At 66.1% G+C, this 14848-nt stretch carries 14 protein-coding genes; 7 read left to right on the top strand and 7 right to left on the bottom strand.

Features of this window, described 5'->3' with window-relative positions:
• Positions 1-90: 90 nt before the first annotated feature.
• Positions 91-378 carry a 50S ribosomal protein L28 gene (rpmB, locus tag H7828_RS16620; RefSeq protein ID WP_226782182.1) on the top strand — a complete coding sequence of 96 codons (288 nt, stop codon included), beginning with the start codon at positions 91-93 and terminating at the stop codon, positions 376-378.
• Positions 379-433: 55 nt separating this feature from the next.
• On the opposite strand, the gene H7828_RS16625 is transcribed toward rpmB, so the two are convergent.
• The 3 genes from H7828_RS16625 to truA form a co-directional block, all read right to left on the bottom strand.
• A complete protein-coding gene (locus H7828_RS16625; protein ID WP_226782183.1) occupies positions 434-1135 on the bottom strand; it encodes an NAD-dependent deacylase in 702 nt (233 codons plus the stop codon).
• A 10-nt stretch (positions 1136-1145) separates the two neighbouring features.
• The gene (locus tag H7828_RS16630; RefSeq protein WP_425354956.1) at positions 1146-1457 is read right to left on the bottom strand and encodes a hypothetical protein; all 312 of its coding nucleotides are present in this window, start codon (positions 1455-1457) and stop codon (positions 1146-1148) included.
• Between the two features lie 105 nt (positions 1458-1562).
• Positions 1563-2339 (bottom strand): tRNA pseudouridine(38-40) synthase TruA, encoded by a 777-nt coding sequence (gene truA, locus H7828_RS16635; protein ID WP_226782184.1) that lies wholly within the window; start codon positions 2337-2339, stop codon positions 1563-1565.
• Positions 2340-2452: 113 nt separating this feature from the next.
• Here truA and H7828_RS16640 point away from each other — a divergent pair, with 113 nt between their 5' ends.
• From H7828_RS16640 to H7828_RS16655, 4 genes are all read left to right on the top strand, one after another.
• The gene (locus H7828_RS16640) at positions 2453-3865 is read left to right on the top strand and encodes a YcjX family GTP-binding protein (protein WP_226782185.1); all 1413 of its coding nucleotides are present in this window, start codon (positions 2453-2455) and stop codon (positions 3863-3865) included.
• 112 nt (positions 3866-3977) lie between these two features.
• Positions 3978-4982, top strand: a complete 1005-nt coding sequence (locus H7828_RS16645) for a YcjF family protein (RefSeq protein ID WP_226782186.1) — start codon at positions 3978-3980, stop codon at positions 4980-4982.
• 200 nt (positions 4983-5182) lie between these two features.
• A complete protein-coding gene (gene ileS, locus H7828_RS16650; protein ID WP_226782187.1) occupies positions 5183-8146 on the top strand; it encodes an isoleucine--tRNA ligase in 2964 nt (987 codons plus the stop codon).
• Entirely contained in the window at positions 8143-8601 is a 459-nt protein-coding gene (locus tag H7828_RS16655) for a methylated-DNA--[protein]-cysteine S-methyltransferase (RefSeq protein WP_342592303.1), read from the top strand. Before ileS ends, H7828_RS16655 begins: the two co-directional genes overlap by 4 nt.
• Before the next feature lie 79 nt (positions 8602-8680).
• Here the strand turns inward: H7828_RS16655 and H7828_RS16660 are convergent, their stop codons facing one another.
• The 4 genes from H7828_RS16660 to fsa form a co-directional block, all read right to left on the bottom strand.
• Positions 8681-9373, bottom strand: a complete 693-nt coding sequence (locus tag H7828_RS16660; RefSeq protein ID WP_226782188.1) for a CDP-alcohol phosphatidyltransferase family protein — start codon at positions 9371-9373, stop codon at positions 8681-8683.
• Positions 9374-9422: 49 nt separating this feature from the next.
• On the bottom strand, positions 9423-10343 hold the full coding sequence (locus H7828_RS16665; RefSeq protein ID WP_226782189.1) for a tyrosine recombinase XerC: 921 nt from the start codon (positions 10341-10343) through the stop codon (positions 9423-9425).
• A 3-nt stretch (positions 10344-10346) separates the two neighbouring features.
• Positions 10347-11054 (bottom strand): DUF484 family protein, encoded by a 708-nt coding sequence (locus H7828_RS16670; protein WP_226782190.1) that lies wholly within the window; start codon positions 11052-11054, stop codon positions 10347-10349.
• Positions 11055-11230: 176 nt separating this feature from the next.
• On the bottom strand, positions 11231-11884 hold the full coding sequence (gene fsa / locus H7828_RS16675) for a fructose-6-phosphate aldolase (RefSeq protein WP_226782191.1): 654 nt from the start codon (positions 11882-11884) through the stop codon (positions 11231-11233).
• Between the two features lie 100 nt (positions 11885-11984).
• On the opposite strand from fsa, the gene H7828_RS16680 reads away from it, so the two are divergent.
• Together H7828_RS16680 and H7828_RS16685 are read left to right on the top strand one after the other, a co-directional pair.
• The gene (locus tag H7828_RS16680; RefSeq protein ID WP_226782192.1) at positions 11985-12614 is read left to right on the top strand and encodes a LysE family translocator; all 630 of its coding nucleotides are present in this window, start codon (positions 11985-11987) and stop codon (positions 12612-12614) included.
• An 8-nt stretch (positions 12615-12622) separates the two neighbouring features.
• The gene (locus tag H7828_RS16685) at positions 12623-14812 is read left to right on the top strand and encodes a primosomal protein N' (RefSeq protein WP_226782193.1); all 2190 of its coding nucleotides are present in this window, start codon (positions 12623-12625) and stop codon (positions 14810-14812) included.
• The last annotated feature ends 36 nt before the right edge of the window (positions 14813-14848 follow it).

The raw sequence follows: 14848 nt of genomic DNA on the forward strand, positions 1-14848 counted from the left end.
GAATTCATGGCGCTGCGTCTGCGGTGTCGTCAAGAAGTGTCGGAGTGGTGCCCTGTGCCACCTGCCGACCCAAGAAATAGGATGAAACCCATGTCGCGTCGTTGCGAACTGACCGGAAAAGGCCCGATGTCTGGCAACAATGTCAGCCATGCCAACAACAAGACCCGCCGCCGCTTCCTGCCCAACCTGAACGAAGTCTCGCTGATGTCCGAATCGCTGGGCCGCACGTTCAAGCTGCGCATTTCTGCCGCTGCCCTGCGCACGGTCGATCACCGTGGCGGTCTGGACGGCTTCATGGCCAAGGCCAAGGATGCCGAGCTTTCGGCGGATGCGCTGAAGATCAAGAAAGAAATCGCCAAGGCTCAGGCAACCGCCTGAACCTGATTTCGACGATGACGATGGCCCTGCCGGTTCGGCGGGGCTTTTGTCGTTTTCAGATGCGGTGATCGCGGCTGGTCAGCAGGCCTTCAACGAAGGCGGGAACGGTTTGCGTGGCCAGGCCGGAAAGGCTGCGGTAGAACCGGTCGTGGGTTTGCGACGGTTCGAGGTTCAGTTCGAGTGTTTTGGCGCCCGCCTCAAGCGCAAGGTCAACGAAGCCCGCAGCGGGATAGACGGTGCCCGAGGTGCCGATCGCCACGAAAAGATCGGCCCGCGCAATCGCATGGGTGACAGGCTCCATGGCGCGGGGCATTTCGCCGAACCAGACGACATCGGGGCGCGTGGCCCTTGCGCCACAATCGGGGCAGAGATCGTCGGGCCTCATCCGGTGCGGGGCCGGCCAACGCGAATCGCACTTGTTGCACAGGGCGCCCATGAGGCTACCGTGCATGTGAATCACCTGCTGCGCCCCGGCCCTTTCAAGCAGGTCATCGACATTCTGCGTCACGAGAATCAGATCGTCCCCCAGCGCCTGCTTCAACCGGGCCAGGGCGCGGTGGGCGGCGTTGGGGCTTGCCTTGCGGCAGGTGTCGCGGCGCAGGTTGTAAAAGTCATGCACCTGCGCCGGATCGCGGGCAAAGCCCTGGGGCGTTGCTACCTCGTTCAGATCGAAACGCGACCAGAGGCCACCGCTGTCGCTAAACGTGCCCAGCCCGCTTTCCGCCGAAAGCCCGGCGCCGGTCAGGATCACGATCATCGGGGGCGAATCAGCTGCAATAGGCCTTGGCGTTGCTGCCGAACTGCTTGTATTTCTTCCAGAAAGTCTCGTCACTGCTTCGGTCGGACTGGCGCACTTCCTGCGCGCGGTGCGGATCGCGGAAGAATTTCGCCGCCAGACGCTGATCGCGCCGGTCCAGCGTCAGGTCTGCCACCTGCTGAATGCAGCCGCACAGCGCGCGGGTGGCTGCCTTGCGGTCGGATTTCAGACAGGCGCGTTCAATGGTGCCGGCCTGAACCGGCGACGTCACAAAGGATACTGTCCCCACGGCCAGAGCCGCGATGATAAGCATGGTTTTCATGTCTTGCCTCGTTTTTGCCGGAACCCGCATATTTACGGTGCTGCCGGTAGCTGCCCAATGGGCGCATCATGCCATTTTGGGCGGTTTCGGGCAAATCACAAAATTTTACGCCTCGGGCGGGAAGGGCGGATCGGGGTAACCGACGCCACGCAGGTAAAGCCCCTGGGGCGGGCAGACCGGCCCGCAGGCGGCGCGGTCGCGTGCCGCAAGCGCGGCCTGCACCTGTTCGGGCGGCCAGTGGCCCGCGCCGACCCGTTCAAGGGTGCCCACGATGCTGCGCACCTGGTTGTGCAGGAAGCTGCGGGCGCGCAGGGCAAAGCGAAACTCTTGTCCGCCGGGGTAGGGGTGTTCGGAAATATCCAGTTGGTCCAGTGTTTTGAGCGGCGAATTGGCCTGGCACATGGTGGATCGGAACGTGGTGAAATCGTGCAGGCCCAGAAGGTGGCGCGCGGCCTCCTGCATGGGCGCCAGGCGCAGGGCATGGCGCACCTGCCAGACCAGCCCGGCATCATGCACCACCGGCGCGCGCCGGGCGACAAGGCGGAACAGGTAGCGCCGCTCGATTGCCGAGAATCGCGCGTGCCAGTCGTCTGCCACCCGCGCGATGGCGGTGATCGCCACCGGCTGCGGCTTGAGATGATAGTTCAGCGCCTCGGAAAGGCGGAACGGCTCCCATTCGCGGCGCAGGTCGCAATGGGCCACCTGGGCCGTCGCATGCACGCCCGAATCGGTGCGTCCGGCGGCGCCGATTCCCGGCGCGTCGGGTTCCAGCCGTTTCAGCGCATCCTCGATGGCGCCCTGGACGCTGGGCAGATCGCGCTGCCGCTGCCAGCCAGCGAAGGGCGCGCCGTTGTATTCGATCCTGAGGGCATAGCGTGGCATGGTGCTGACCTAGCGCGCGCGCCTGGCAAAGGCAATTCCGCAGAGGGCCGCGCACTGGAACCCCGGCGCCCGCGCCCCTATGTTGCCCTGAAGGCAAGGGGGCAGCGCTTCATATGATCGGCGATATTGCAGAGGGCGTCAGCCGCGGCGTGGAATCCATCGGCTCGACCTTTTCGGGGGCCTTTCTCGAACCTGTGGTGCGGCTGGGGGTCACCGGCCTGTCGCGGGCGGGCAAGACCGTGTTCATCACCTCGCTTGTGGCCAACCTGATCAACCGGGCGCGGATGCCGCAATTGGTGGCCGCGGCCGATGGGGCGATTCGCACCGCCTATCTGCAACCCCAGCCCGACGACACCCTGCCGCGTTTCGATTATGAAACCCACCTGGCCGACCTGACCGGGCGCACCCCCCGCTGGCCCGACAGCACGCGGGCCATTTCGGAACTCCGCCTGTCGCTGAGGGTGCAGCCCACGGGGCTGATCGCCGGGCTGCGGGGGCCGCGCACGGTGCACCTGGATATTGTCGACTATCCCGGCGAGTGGCTTCTTGACCTGGCCCTGATGGACAAGAGCTTTGAAGAATGGTCGGCCGAAACCCTGAAACGGATCGCGACCCGCCCCCTGGCCGCCGATTACCTGGCATTGGCCGCACAGACCGATGCGACGGCGCAACTGGACGAACCCGTGGCGCGCGCGCTTGCCGCCAGCTTTACCGCCTATCTGAACGCCGCGCGCGAGGCGGGCTTTTCCGACTGTACCCCCGGGCGGTTCCTTCTGCCGGGGGACCTGGCGGGTTCGCCTGTCCTGACCTTTGCGCCGTTGGAAAAGCCCTCCAGCCTGCCGCGCGGTGCGCTGTGGCGCGAGATGGAGCGCAGGTTCGACGCCTACAAGCGCGAGGTGGTCAAACCCTTCTTCCGCGACCATTTCAGCCGTATCGACCGGCAGGTGGTTCTTGTCGATGCCCTGGGGGCCATCCATGCCGGGCCGCAAGCGGTCGAGGACATGCGCCTTGCCATGACCGACATCCTGTCGGCCTTCCGCCCCGGTCGCAACGCCTGGCTCAGCCAGCTTCTGCTGGGCAAGCGGGTGGAGAAGATCCTGTTTGCCGCCACCAAGGCCGATCACCTGCACCACACCCAGCATCCGCGCCTGACCGCGATCATGCAGGCGCTGGTGGCCGATGCGAAATCGCGCGCCGATTTCGCCGGGGCCCAGACCGCCGCCATGTCGATTGCCGCCCTGCGCGCGACAACCGAGGATACCGTGCCCCACGAGGGCGGCACGCTGGACGTGGTGCGCGGGCAGTTGCTGAGTTCGGGCAAGAGGGCGGCCTTTTATCCGGGCGCCCTGCCGGAAGACCCGATGCACCTTCTTGGCCCGGCGCGTTCGGGCCAGGCGGAATGGTTGGAGGGGGATTATTCGGTGATGTCCTTCGCGCCCCAGCCCCTGACCCTGAAACCCGGCGAGGGGCCGCCCCATATCCGGCTGGACCGGGCCGCACAATTCCTGATCGGTGACCGGCTGTGAGCCCGTATGCGCCCCTGCGCGGCTGCGATGATCGTGGGGGCAGGAGCCTCCGGCGGGAGTATTTGAGGCAAGAAAGAGCGGGCGGGACGCAGATGCAAGGGAGACCGAAGACATGGTGAAAGGCCCCGTTCTGATCGAGGAAGAGGCGGGCAGCGCGCCCCACTCTACGCCCGCCGATGCCCCGCCCGTGCCCGATATCAACACCGATGCACCCACCGGCCAGGCCATGCGCACCGTGGCGGCATTGGCGGCGCGCCGGCCTTCGGCCCTGGCGCGGTGGTTCTGGCGGCTGCTGATCGCCATGGTCGGGTTCTTCCTGACACTGGCGGCCTGGTCGGCGGTCAGCGGGTTGATCGCCACCTATCCGGTGCTGGGCTATGCTGCGGCGGTTCTGGTGGGCTCCTTTCTGTTCGTGCTGCTGGCCATCGCCATCAAGGAATGGGCGGCCTTGGCCCGGCTGCAACGGCTGGATGGCGTGCACAAGGCGGCCGAAGCGGCCCGCGCCGCGGGCGACCTTGCAGGCGCGCGCAAGGTGGTGGACCGGCTATTGTCGCTTTACGCCGCGCGCCCCGAGTTGGAGTGGGGCCGCGCGCGCCTGAGCGAACGCAAGGGCGACAGTTTTGATGCCGACGGGCTGTTCGACCTGGCCGAGGCCGAGTTGCTGGCGCCTCTTGACGCCGCCGCGCGGCTTGAGGTGGAGGCGGCGGCACGGCAGGTGGCGGCGGTGACGGCCCTGGTGCCGCTGGCCCTGGCCGATGTCTTTGCCGCGCTCACCGGGAACCTGCGGATGATTCGCCGGATCGCCGAGATCTATGGCGGGCGCGCGGGCACCCTGGGCAGTTGGCGCCTGACCCGCAGCGTTCTGACCCACCTTGTGGCGACAGGTGCCGTGGCCGTGGGTGACGACCTTATCGGTTCGATGGCGGGGGGCGGTTTGCTTTCCAAGGTGTCGCGGCGGTTCGGTGAGGGGGTGGTGAATGGCGCCCTGACCGCGCGGGTGGGCGTTGCCGCGATCGAGGTCTGCCGCCCGCTGCCCTTTCACCGCGAACGCCGGCCTTCGGTGTCGCGGCTGGTCAGCCGGGCGCTGACCGGGCTGTTTCCGGGGCAGGGCGACTAGCCCACCGGCGCGCCGGTCGCTCTGGACGATGGCGCCCCGCGGGCCTATAACGCCCGCGACATGCGCGAGATGATGCACATAAGCCTGCGAATTACGCGCCCGGCGGTCTGACGTGATCAGGCCGGCCGGGACAAGGCGCCTGACATTCCGTCGCGCCGCCACCCCTTTTTACCGAATCTCTGATACGATGGGTTTTCCTCATGTGCGCCGACACGCCTGAACACGACTATAAACACACCCTGCGCCTGCCGCAGACCGATTTTCCCATGCGCGCGGGCCTGCCCAAGCGCGAACCCGAATGGCTGAGCCGGTGGGAGCGTATCGGCGTCTATGACCGGCTGCGCGAAAAGCAGGGCCGCGAAAGCTTTACCCTCCATGACGGCCCGCCCTATGCGAACGGCAACCTGCATATCGGGCACGCGCTGAACAAGATCCTCAAGGACATGGTGGTGCGCAGCCAGCAGATGATGGGCAAGGATGCGCGGTATATCCCCGGTTGGGATTGTCACGGCCTGCCGATCGAATGGAAGATCGAAGAGAAATACCGCGCCAAGGGCCGCGACAAGGACGCCGTGCCGGTTGTCGAGTTCCGCAAGGAATGCCGCGATTTTGCCGCCGGCTGGGTGGATGTCCAGCGCGAGGAGTTCAAGCGGCTGGGTGTCACCGGCAACTGGGCCGATCCCTATCTGACGATGAATTTCCACGCCGAACGGGTGATCGCCGAAGAGTTTCAGAAGTTCCTCATGAACGGCACCCTTTACCAAGGCAGCAAGCCGGTCATGTGGTCGCCGGTGGAAAAGACCGCCCTTGCCGAGGCCGAGGTTGAATATCACGACCGCCAGAGCGATGCGATCTGGGTGCGCTTTCCCGTGGTTTCGGGGGGCAACGCGGTGATGGCCAGCGGTGAGGGCGACGATTTCGCCGGTGCGGATTCGGCGCTTTTGGCCGATCAGTTGCACCACGCCAGCGTGATGATCTGGACGACGACGCCATGGACCATCCCGCAGAACCGCGCCATCTGTTTCGGCCCCGAGATCGCCTATGGCCTTTACGAGGTCATCGGCCGCCCCGAGGAATGCTGGGCCACGATCGGCGAGCGTTTCCTGGTGGCCGACGATCTTGCCCAAGAGGCATTTGCCGCCGGCCGGCTGGACATGACCATGGTGCGCCGTCTGCGGGGCGTGTCGGCCCAGGAACTGGCGGGTCTGCACTGTGCGCACCCCCTGCGCGGGCTTGAAGGGGCGGCGGGCGAATGGGATTTCGACGTGCGCCTTTTCCCCGGCGGCCATGTGACGGCGGATGCGGGCACGGGTTTCGTGCATACCGCGCCCAGCCACGGTGACGACGACTATGCCATCGGGGTCAAGCATGGCCTTGCGATGACCTTCAACATCCTTGACGACAGTTCCTTCCGCCCCGACCTTCCGTTCTTCGGCGGGCAGGCGGTGCTGAAGCCGAACGGCAAGCCGGGCGGCGCCAACAAGGCGGTGATCGAGAAGCTGAAGGAACCCGGCGCGCTGTTCGCCACCCGGCGCATCACCCTGAGCGATGCGCATTCCTGGCGCTCGAAGGCGCCGGTGATCCGGCTGAACCGGCCCCAGTGGTTTGCCGCCATCGACCGGCCCGTGGGCGATGGTCTGGACGAATATGGCGAAACGATCCGCCAGCGTGCCCTGACCAGCATCGACCAGCTTGTGACCTGGACACCGAAGACCGGGCGCAACCGGCTCTATTCCATGATCGAGGCGCGACCCGACTGGGTGCTCAGCCGCCAGCGGGCCTGGGGTGTGCCGCTGACCTGTTTCACCAAGCGTGGCGCGAAACCGGACGATTCCGACTATCTGCTGCGGAATGAGGCCGTGAATTCCCGCATCGTTGAGGTTTTCGAACAAGAGGGCGCTGACGCCTGGTATCAGGACGGCGCGAAGGAGCGGTTCCTGGACGGCATCGTCGACCCGTCCGAATATGACCAGGTTTTCGATATCCTCGACGTCTGGTTCGATTCCGGTTCGACCCACGCCTTCGTCCTGCGCGACCGGGCCGACGGATCGGACGACGGACTGGCCGATCTTTACCTCGAGGGCACGGATCAGCACCGCGGCTGGTTCCATTCGTCGATGTTGCAGGCCTGCGGCACCATCGGGCGCGCGCCCTATCGCGGCGTGCTGACCCATGGGTTCACGCTGGACGCCAAGGGCATGAAGATGTCGAAATCCATCGGCAATACCGTGGCGCCCGAAAAGGTGGTGCAGCAGTATGGCGCCGATATCCTGCGGCTTTGGGTGGCCCAGGCCGACTATACCGTTGACCTGCGGATCGGTGACGAGATCCTGAAAGGCACCGCTGACAGCTATCGCCGGTTGCGCAACACCATGCGGTTCCTGCTGGGCAACCTGCACGGGTTCAGTGACGATGAACGTGTCGCCCCCGCCGACATGCCGGAACTGGAACGCTGGGTTCTGCACCGGCTGGCTGAGCTCGACCAGGTGGTGCGCGAGGGCTATGCCCGCTACGATTTCCAGGGCGTGTTCCAGGCGATTTTCACCTTTGCCACGGTCGATCTTTCGGCGGTCTATTTCGACATCCGCAAGGATGCGCTGTACTGCGATGGCCCCTCGAACCGCCGCAATGCGGCGCGCACGGTGCTGGACCTGCTGTTCCACCGGCTGACAACCTGGCTGGCACCGGTGCTCGTCTTCACCATGGAGGATGTCTGGCTGGAGAGGTTCCCTGGCGATGACAGCTCGGTGCATCTACAGGACATTCCCGACACCCCGTCCGAATGGCATGACGAGGCCCTGGCGGCGAAATGGGCCGTGGTGCGCAAGGTGCGCCGCGTGGTTCTGGGCGCGCTTGAGGTCGAGCGGCGCGAGAAAACCATCGGTGCCTCGCTTGAGGCGGCGCCGCTGGTCTTTGTCGATCAGGCCACGGCCGATGTCCTGGCCAGCGTGCCTTTCGAGGATGTCTGCATCACATCGGACCTGACGGTTCAGGTAGGGCAGGTCGAGGGCTTTGCGCTGGACGATGTGCCGGGCGTGACGGTGCAGTTCCGCCCCGCCTCGGGTGAGAAATGCCAGCGTTGCTGGAAGATCCTGCCCGATGTCGGCACCCACGATCACCCCGGCGTCTGCGGTCGCTGCGACGATGCGCTGAACGCCGGTTGAGCGAGACCGCGCTAACCGTGCAAAGCCGCCTGGGCCGCCTGACGATGGTGGCCCGGGACGACAGCCTGGTTTCGCTGGAATGGGGCGGACGCGCGGCTGATCACACCCCGCTTCTGGACGAGGCGGCGGCACAGCTTTCCGCCTATTTCGCGGGTGATCTCCGCCGCTTCGATCTGCCGCTGACCCTGGACAAGGGGCAGCTTCAGGGACAGGTGCAGCGGGCGATGCTGGCGATTCCCTTTGGCGAAACCCGCACCTATGGCGAGTTGGCCCGCGCGCTGGGCGCACCTGCACAGGCCATCGGTCAGGCCTGTGGGGCCAACGCCCTGCCGATCTTCGTGCCATGCCACCGCATTCTCGCGGCACAGGGGCTGGGCGGCTATTCGGGAAGGGGCGGGATCGAATCCAAGGTGGCGCTCCTGCGTCTGGAAGGTGCCGCCTCTCTGCTATTGTAATTGCGATTATCTGACAATCGGGCAGGCATTTGGTGCCAAGCGTGGCCCGTAAATTGCATCATCCTGGCAATCGCCGCATTCAGCCGCGTTCGGGTATCAACTGCTGCGCGATCCCGGCAAAGATCAGGTAGATCGACGTCAGCGCCAGCCCCCAAAGCGCCCAGCTGGCCGGATCGAACCCGACCCAGGCGGCGCGCCCGGCAAAGAAGGTCCAGGCCAGGGCCACCGGCAGCGACACATTGCGCCAACGCTCGGTGCGTACGGGGTGGATGAACTTCAGCGGCGTGAACATTGCCACCGACAGGGCCGCGACAATCCCGAGGATCACCCAGAAATTCGGTGACAGCGCGAACATGACGATCACCACCATGTTCCAGCAGCCGGGAAAGCCCGAAAAGGAATTGTCCTTCGTCTTCATGCGGTTGTCGGCAAAATAGACAACGCTGGCATAGGTGATGACGATGATCGCGATCCAGCCCGTCCACCCCGGCAGCAGGCCGGATTTGAACAGCGCATAGGCCGGGATGAAGACATAGGTCAGATAGTCGATGATCAGGTCCATCAGCACGCCATCGTATTGCGGCGCATTGACCTTCACGTCGTATTTTCGGGCCAGGGGGCCATCTATGCCGTCGACAAAGAAGGCGACGACCAGCCAGAGGAACATCAGGTTCCATTCCTCTTGCACGGCCGCAAGCATGGCCAGCATGGCGATCACCGCGCCTGTGGCGGTCAGAAGATGCACGAGAAGGGCGCGAAACCGGAGTGTCATTTCCCCGTTTTGCCGCAAACGGGGCGCGGGCGCAAACGGGAACCTGCCATCAGCCCGCCGCGCGCGGATGGGCGGCGTTGTAGACATCCAGCAGGCGGGCCGAGTCGACGGCGGTATAGGCCTGGGTCGTGGACAGCGATGCGTGGCCCAGAAGCTCCTGGATTGCGCGCAGATCGCCCCCGGCGTTCAGAAGGTGGGTGGCAAAGCTGTGGCGCATGGCATGGGGCGTGGCCGTGGCGGGCAGGCCCAGTTGCGCGCGGGCCTGGGCCATCGCCTTGCGGATCGGCCCGCCGCCAAGGGGGCCACCGCGCACGCCGCGAAACAGCGGCTTGTCCTCGGCCTGGGGGTGGGGGCACAGCGCGACATATTCGGCCACCGCGCGGCGTGTCGCCGGCAGCACCGGCACCATGCGTTCCTTCCCGCCCTTGCCGCGGATGCGCAGGCTTTCGGGCAGCGGGTGATCGGCGCCGGTCAGGGCCAGCGCTTCGGAAATCCGCAGCCCGCAGCCATAAAGCAGCGTCACCACCGCCACATCCCGCGCGGCGACCCAGCCGTCCAGCGATTGCAGTTCGACCGTGTCGATCATGGCGCGCGCGCCGTCCTCGCTCAGCGGGCGGGGCAGCTTTTTCTGGAACTTCGGCGATCGGGTGGACAGGATCGCGGTGGGGTCGAACCCCTCACGCTCGGCCAGCCAGCGGGTGAAGGATTTGACGGCCGAAAGACTGCGCGCCAGCGACCGGGGCGCCACGCCGCGGGCCCGTTCGTGGGACATCCAGGCGCGCATGTCGGAAATGCCCACCGCGGCGATCATCGAAATGCCGCTGCCCTCGCTCATGTGGCCCTGTAGGAAGGCCAGCCAGCCCAGCAGGTCGCCGCGATAGGCCGTCAGGGTATGATCGGCCGCGTCGGACATGGCGCCCATGCCATCCAGCCAGAGTTGCAGCGCATCGCGAAGGGCTGGCGACAGCATGGCCTAGGCCAGCCAGCGGCGCATGGAGCGTTCGAACACCCCGGCGAAGAACCCCAGAAGGTCGGTGCCGTGGGTGGGGGTGAACATATGCGGATCTTCGCTGCCCAGCACCAGAAGGCCGGGCAGGCGGCCCGCGCCGAAATCCAGCTTAAGGCAGGCTTCCGAGCGCAGATGGGCCGCGACGGCGCCATAGACCCGCGGCGCGCCCCCCTGGCAGCCCCGCAGCGTCACCCGGCGTTCGGGCAGGTTGCGCCCCTGGGTCAGGTAATCGGCCACGAAACCGGGCTGGGCCAGGGACAGCACGTCGGACAACCGGCGGATATCGGCGTCTTCGTCGTTGCTGTCGGTTTCCAGGACAAGGCGCAGGGCATCGACCCGCAGGATATCGGCCACCTCGCCGCCAAGGTCGTGCAGGAAAGTCTCGAAATCGGTGGGGTCCAGCATCCGCAGGACGGCGCGGTGAATCTGGTTGGTGCCGGCAAGGTTTTCATAGGCGGCGGCGATCACGCTGCGATGGGTGTCTTCCAGACGGTCCAGCCGGTTTTCGAGCCGCTTCATGGCGATGCCGCGCAGATCGACGATATTCTCGCCCATCGTCTGTTCGTTGCCCGCGACAAGGGCGCGCATCAGGTCCAGATCCTCGAGAATGACGTCGGGATGGGACATGATCCGGTTGCGAAGTTCGTCTTCGATCACGGCGCTTTCGGCCATTGCTGCCTCGTCTCGATTGTTCGATTTGTGAAGTAATACATCGGAGTTGCCCGCATTGGCAGCCATTTTTTGCGGGCAATTGTCAATCGGACAGGGGGGCGCGGTGTTTTTGCATCGCCCGCGCGGGCGGATTTGCGCCGCCGCCACGCAACTTGGGGTTGCGGCGGCGCAGCGGGTCAGACGATCTTCTGGCCGGTCTTGGCCCAGTCGGCCATGAAGGCATCCAGCCCCTTGTCGGTCAGAACGTGGTTGGCCATGCCCTTGATGACGCCCGGCGGTGCGGTGGCCACATCGGCGCCGATCAGGGCGGCTTCCTTCATGTGGTTGGCGCTGCGGATCGAGGCGGCCAGGATCTGGGTTTCGAAGCCGTAGTTGTCATAGATCGTGCGTATGTCGCCGATCAGCTCCATTCCGTCGATGTTCAGATCGTCCAGCCGGCCGATGAAGGGCGAAATGAAGGTCGCGCCCGCCTTGGCGGCCAGCAGCGCCTGGTTGGCCGAGAAGCACAGCGTCACGTTCACCATGTTGCCTTCGCCGGTCAGCGTCTTGCAGGCCTTCAGCCCGGCCCAGGTGAGCGGCAGCTTGATGGCGATGTTGTCGGCGATCTTGGCCAGTTCGCGGCCTTCGGCGATCATGCCGTCATAGTCCAGCGCGACGCATTCGGCGCTGACCGGGCCTTCGACCATGTCGCAGATTTCCTTGGTGACTTCCTTGATGTCACGGCCCGATTTCAGGATCAGCGACGGGTTCGTCGTAACCCCGTCGACCATGCCCAGATCGTTCAGCTCGCGGATTGCATCCACATCGGCGGTATCGACAAAGAATTTCATCTGATCGTCCTTCTGGCTCTCATGTTGAACTTGCCCACCTGATAGCGCATTGGTGGGGGGGGCCGAAAGCCCTATGTGGGCGCGAAAAAGGAGGGCGCGGATGGACCTGTCGATCTGGCTGACATTCGTTGCGGCCTCGGTCGCCTTGCTGGCGATCCCGGGGCCGACGGTTCTGCTGGTGCTGTCCTATGCGCTGGGGCAGGGGCGGCGCGTGGCCGTGCCCACCGCCCTGGGCGTCGCGGCAGGCGATCTGGTGGCGATGAGCCTGTCCCTCGCCGGCCTTGGGGCGCTGGTGGCGACCTCGGCGGCGCTGTTTACCGTGCTGAAATGGGTCGGCGCGGTCTACCTTGTCTATCTCGGCGTGCGGATGTTGCGCAGTGCGGGCTCCGGTCTGACGGTCTCGGCCGACCAGGCGGTGATCAGCGGTGGTCGCGCCTTTGGCCATGCCGCGGCGGTGACCGCGCTGAACCCGAAATCCATCGCCTTCTTCATCGCCTTCGTGCCGCAGTTCATCGTGGCAAACGCCCCGCTTCTGCCGCAGTTCGCCATCCTGGTTGCCACCTTCGTTGGCCTTGCCGCGCTGAACGCGCTGATGTTCGCCGTGCTTGCCGCCAGGTTGCGCGGGGTGATCCGCCGCCCTGCCGTCATCACCTGGCTGACCCGCACCGGGGGCGGCGCGCTGATCGCCATGGGCGTGGCGACGGCGATGTTGCGCCGCCAGGCGGCCTGAGCGGCGCGGTGCAGGGGTTTTTCGACGAAGGCACGCTGGTGGCCGTCCTGACGACCCAGCCGCTGGATCGCTGCCTCGATTACAAGGCCCCCGAGGGTGGATGCATGGCAGGCGCCTTTGTCGAGGTGCCGCTGGGCCCGCGCAAGGTTCTGGGCGTTGTCTGGGGCCCGGGCGAGGGGGGATACGACCTGGCCAAGGTGCGCAGCATCATCCGCGTGCTGGATGCCGCCCCCATGCGTGACGAGATGCAGCAGTTCCTGCGCCGCGCCGCCGATTACACCCTCACCCCGCTGTCGGCGATGTTGCGCCTGGCGACGCGCAGCCCGGGGCTGGGCGATCCGCCGGGCATGCGCACCGTCTATCGGCTGGGCACAGGTGAACCCGACCGCATGACCGAGGCGCGCGCCAAGGTGCTTGAGGTGCTGCGCGACTACGGCGGTTTGTCCTTCACCCTGCGCGAGCTGGCCGAAAGTGCCGGTGTCACGCCCTCGGTCGTCAAGGGGCTGGTGAAACAGGGCGCCGTACAGGAAGAGGCCAGCCCCCGTGACCTGCCCTATCCAAGGCTTGACCCCGATCTGCCGGGCCATGACCTGACCCCCGATCAGGCCGCCGGCGCGGCCAGCCTGCAAGCGGCCATCGAAACCGGCGAATACGGCACCACCATGCTGCGTGGCGTCACCGGCTCGGGCAAGACCGAGGTCTATCTCGAGGCCGTGGCCGCCTGCCTGGCCAGGGGGCGGCAGGCGCTGGTGCTGCTGCCGGAAATCGCGCTGACCAGCGAGTTCCTGACCCGCGTGCAGGGCCGTTTCGGGGCAGGGGCCGCCGAATGGCACAGCGGTGTCACCATGACCGAACGGCGCCGTTGCTGGCGGATGGTGGGCGAGGGGGGCGCGCAACTGGTGGTGGGCGCGCGTTCGGCGCTGTTCCTGCCGTTCCGCGATCTGGGCCTGATCGTGGTGGATGAGGAACACGACACTTCCTACAAGCAGGAGGATGGCGTGCTGTACAACGCCCGCGACATGGCGGTTCTGCGCGCCTCGCTTTGCAGCGCGCAGGTGGTGCTGGCCAGCGCCACGCCCAGCCTTGAAACCTGGGCCAATGTGCAGGCGGGGAAATATCGCCGCCTGGAACTGACCAGCCGCTTTGGCGCCGCCGTCATGCCCGAAATGTGCGCCATCGACATGCGGGCCGAGGATCTGCCCGGCGGCAAGTGGATCTCGCCCCGTCTGGCCCGCGCCGTGGCGCAGCGGGTGGACAGGGGCGAACAGGCGCTGCTGTTCATCAACCGGCGCGGCTATGCGCCCATCACGCTGTGCCGGGCCTGCGGGCATCAGATCGGCTGCGATCACTGCGATGCGCGGATGGTGGAACACCGGTTCCAGAAGCGGCTGGTCTGCCATCAATGCGGCGAAACCAAACCGATGCCCGAGAAATGCCCAAGCTGCGAGGCCGAGGATCGACTCTCGCCCGTGGGCCCCGGCGTCGAACGCCTGGCCGAGGAAGCCACGGCGCTTTTCCCCGAGGCCCGCATCGCCGTGCTCTCCTCCGATCTCTACGGCAGTGCGCGGGCTCTGAAGGCGCATATCGAGAGCATTGCGGCGGGCGAGGCCGACATTATCATCGGCACGCAGCTGGTGGCCAAGGGGCACAACTTCCCGCTGCTCACGCTGGTCGGGGTGATCGACGCCGACCTCGGGTTGCAGGGGTCAGACCTGCGCGCCGCCGAACGCACGTTCCAGCTGATGCGTCAGGTGGCCGGGCGCGCCGGGCGGGCCGACAAGCCGGGCTCGGCGATGCTGCAGACCTATCAGCCCGAACACCCGGTGATCCGCGCGATCCTGGCCGGTGACGAGGAACAGTTCTGGTCGGCCGAGGCACAGGAACGGCGGGCCGCAGGCGTGCCGCCCTATGGCCGCATGGCCGGTATCATCCTGTCCTCGCCCAACGTGCAGGAGGTTTTCGAGGTGGCCACCGACATGGCGCGCCGCGACGGCCCCCTCCGGGCGATCAACGCCCAGCTTTTCGGCCCCGCCCCCGCGCCCATCGCCCGGATCAGGGGGCGCCACCGGGTGCGTCTTCTGGTCAAGGCCGACAAGGCCGTGCCGCTTCAGGGCGCATTGTCGAAATGGGTGGCGCAGTTCCGGCTTCCCGCCTCGCTGCGCCTCTCCATCGACATCGATCCGCAGAGTTTCTACTGAAGGTTGCGCCCCTTCATCTTTGGTCCTTCAAATATC

Source organism: Oceaniglobus trochenteri (genome assembly GCF_020529025.1).
GTDB lineage: Bacteria > Pseudomonadota > Alphaproteobacteria > Rhodobacterales > Rhodobacteraceae > Oceaniglobus > Oceaniglobus trochenteri.

Coding starts and splice junctions, on each gene's coding strand:
- rpmB (WP_226782182.1), top strand. CDS start 91: ATGTCGCGTCGTTGCGAACTGACCGGAAAAGGCCCGATGTCTGGCAAC.
- H7828_RS16625 (WP_226782183.1), bottom strand. CDS start 1,135: ATGATCGTGATCCTGACCGGCGCCGGGCTTTCGGCGGAAAGCGGGCTG.
- H7828_RS16630 (WP_425354956.1), bottom strand. CDS start 1,457: ATGAAAACCATGCTTATCATCGCGGCTCTGGCCGTGGGGACAGTATCC.
- truA (WP_226782184.1), bottom strand. CDS start 2,339: ATGCCACGCTATGCCCTCAGGATCGAATACAACGGCGCGCCCTTCGCT.
- H7828_RS16640 (WP_226782185.1), top strand. CDS start 2,453: ATGATCGGCGATATTGCAGAGGGCGTCAGCCGCGGCGTGGAATCCATC.
- H7828_RS16645 (WP_226782186.1), top strand. CDS start 3,978: ATGGTGAAAGGCCCCGTTCTGATCGAGGAAGAGGCGGGCAGCGCGCCC.
- ileS (WP_226782187.1), top strand. CDS start 5,183: ATGTGCGCCGACACGCCTGAACACGACTATAAACACACCCTGCGCCTG.
- H7828_RS16660 (WP_226782188.1), bottom strand. CDS start 9,373: ATGACACTCCGGTTTCGCGCCCTTCTCGTGCATCTTCTGACCGCCACA.
- H7828_RS16665 (WP_226782189.1), bottom strand. CDS start 10,343: ATGCTGTCGCCAGCCCTTCGCGATGCGCTGCAACTCTGGCTGGATGGC.
- H7828_RS16670 (WP_226782190.1), bottom strand. CDS start 11,054: ATGGCCGAAAGCGCCGTGATCGAAGACGAACTTCGCAACCGGATCATG.
- fsa (WP_226782191.1), bottom strand. CDS start 11,884: ATGAAATTCTTTGTCGATACCGCCGATGTGGATGCAATCCGCGAGCTG.
- H7828_RS16680 (WP_226782192.1), top strand. CDS start 11,985: ATGGACCTGTCGATCTGGCTGACATTCGTTGCGGCCTCGGTCGCCTTG.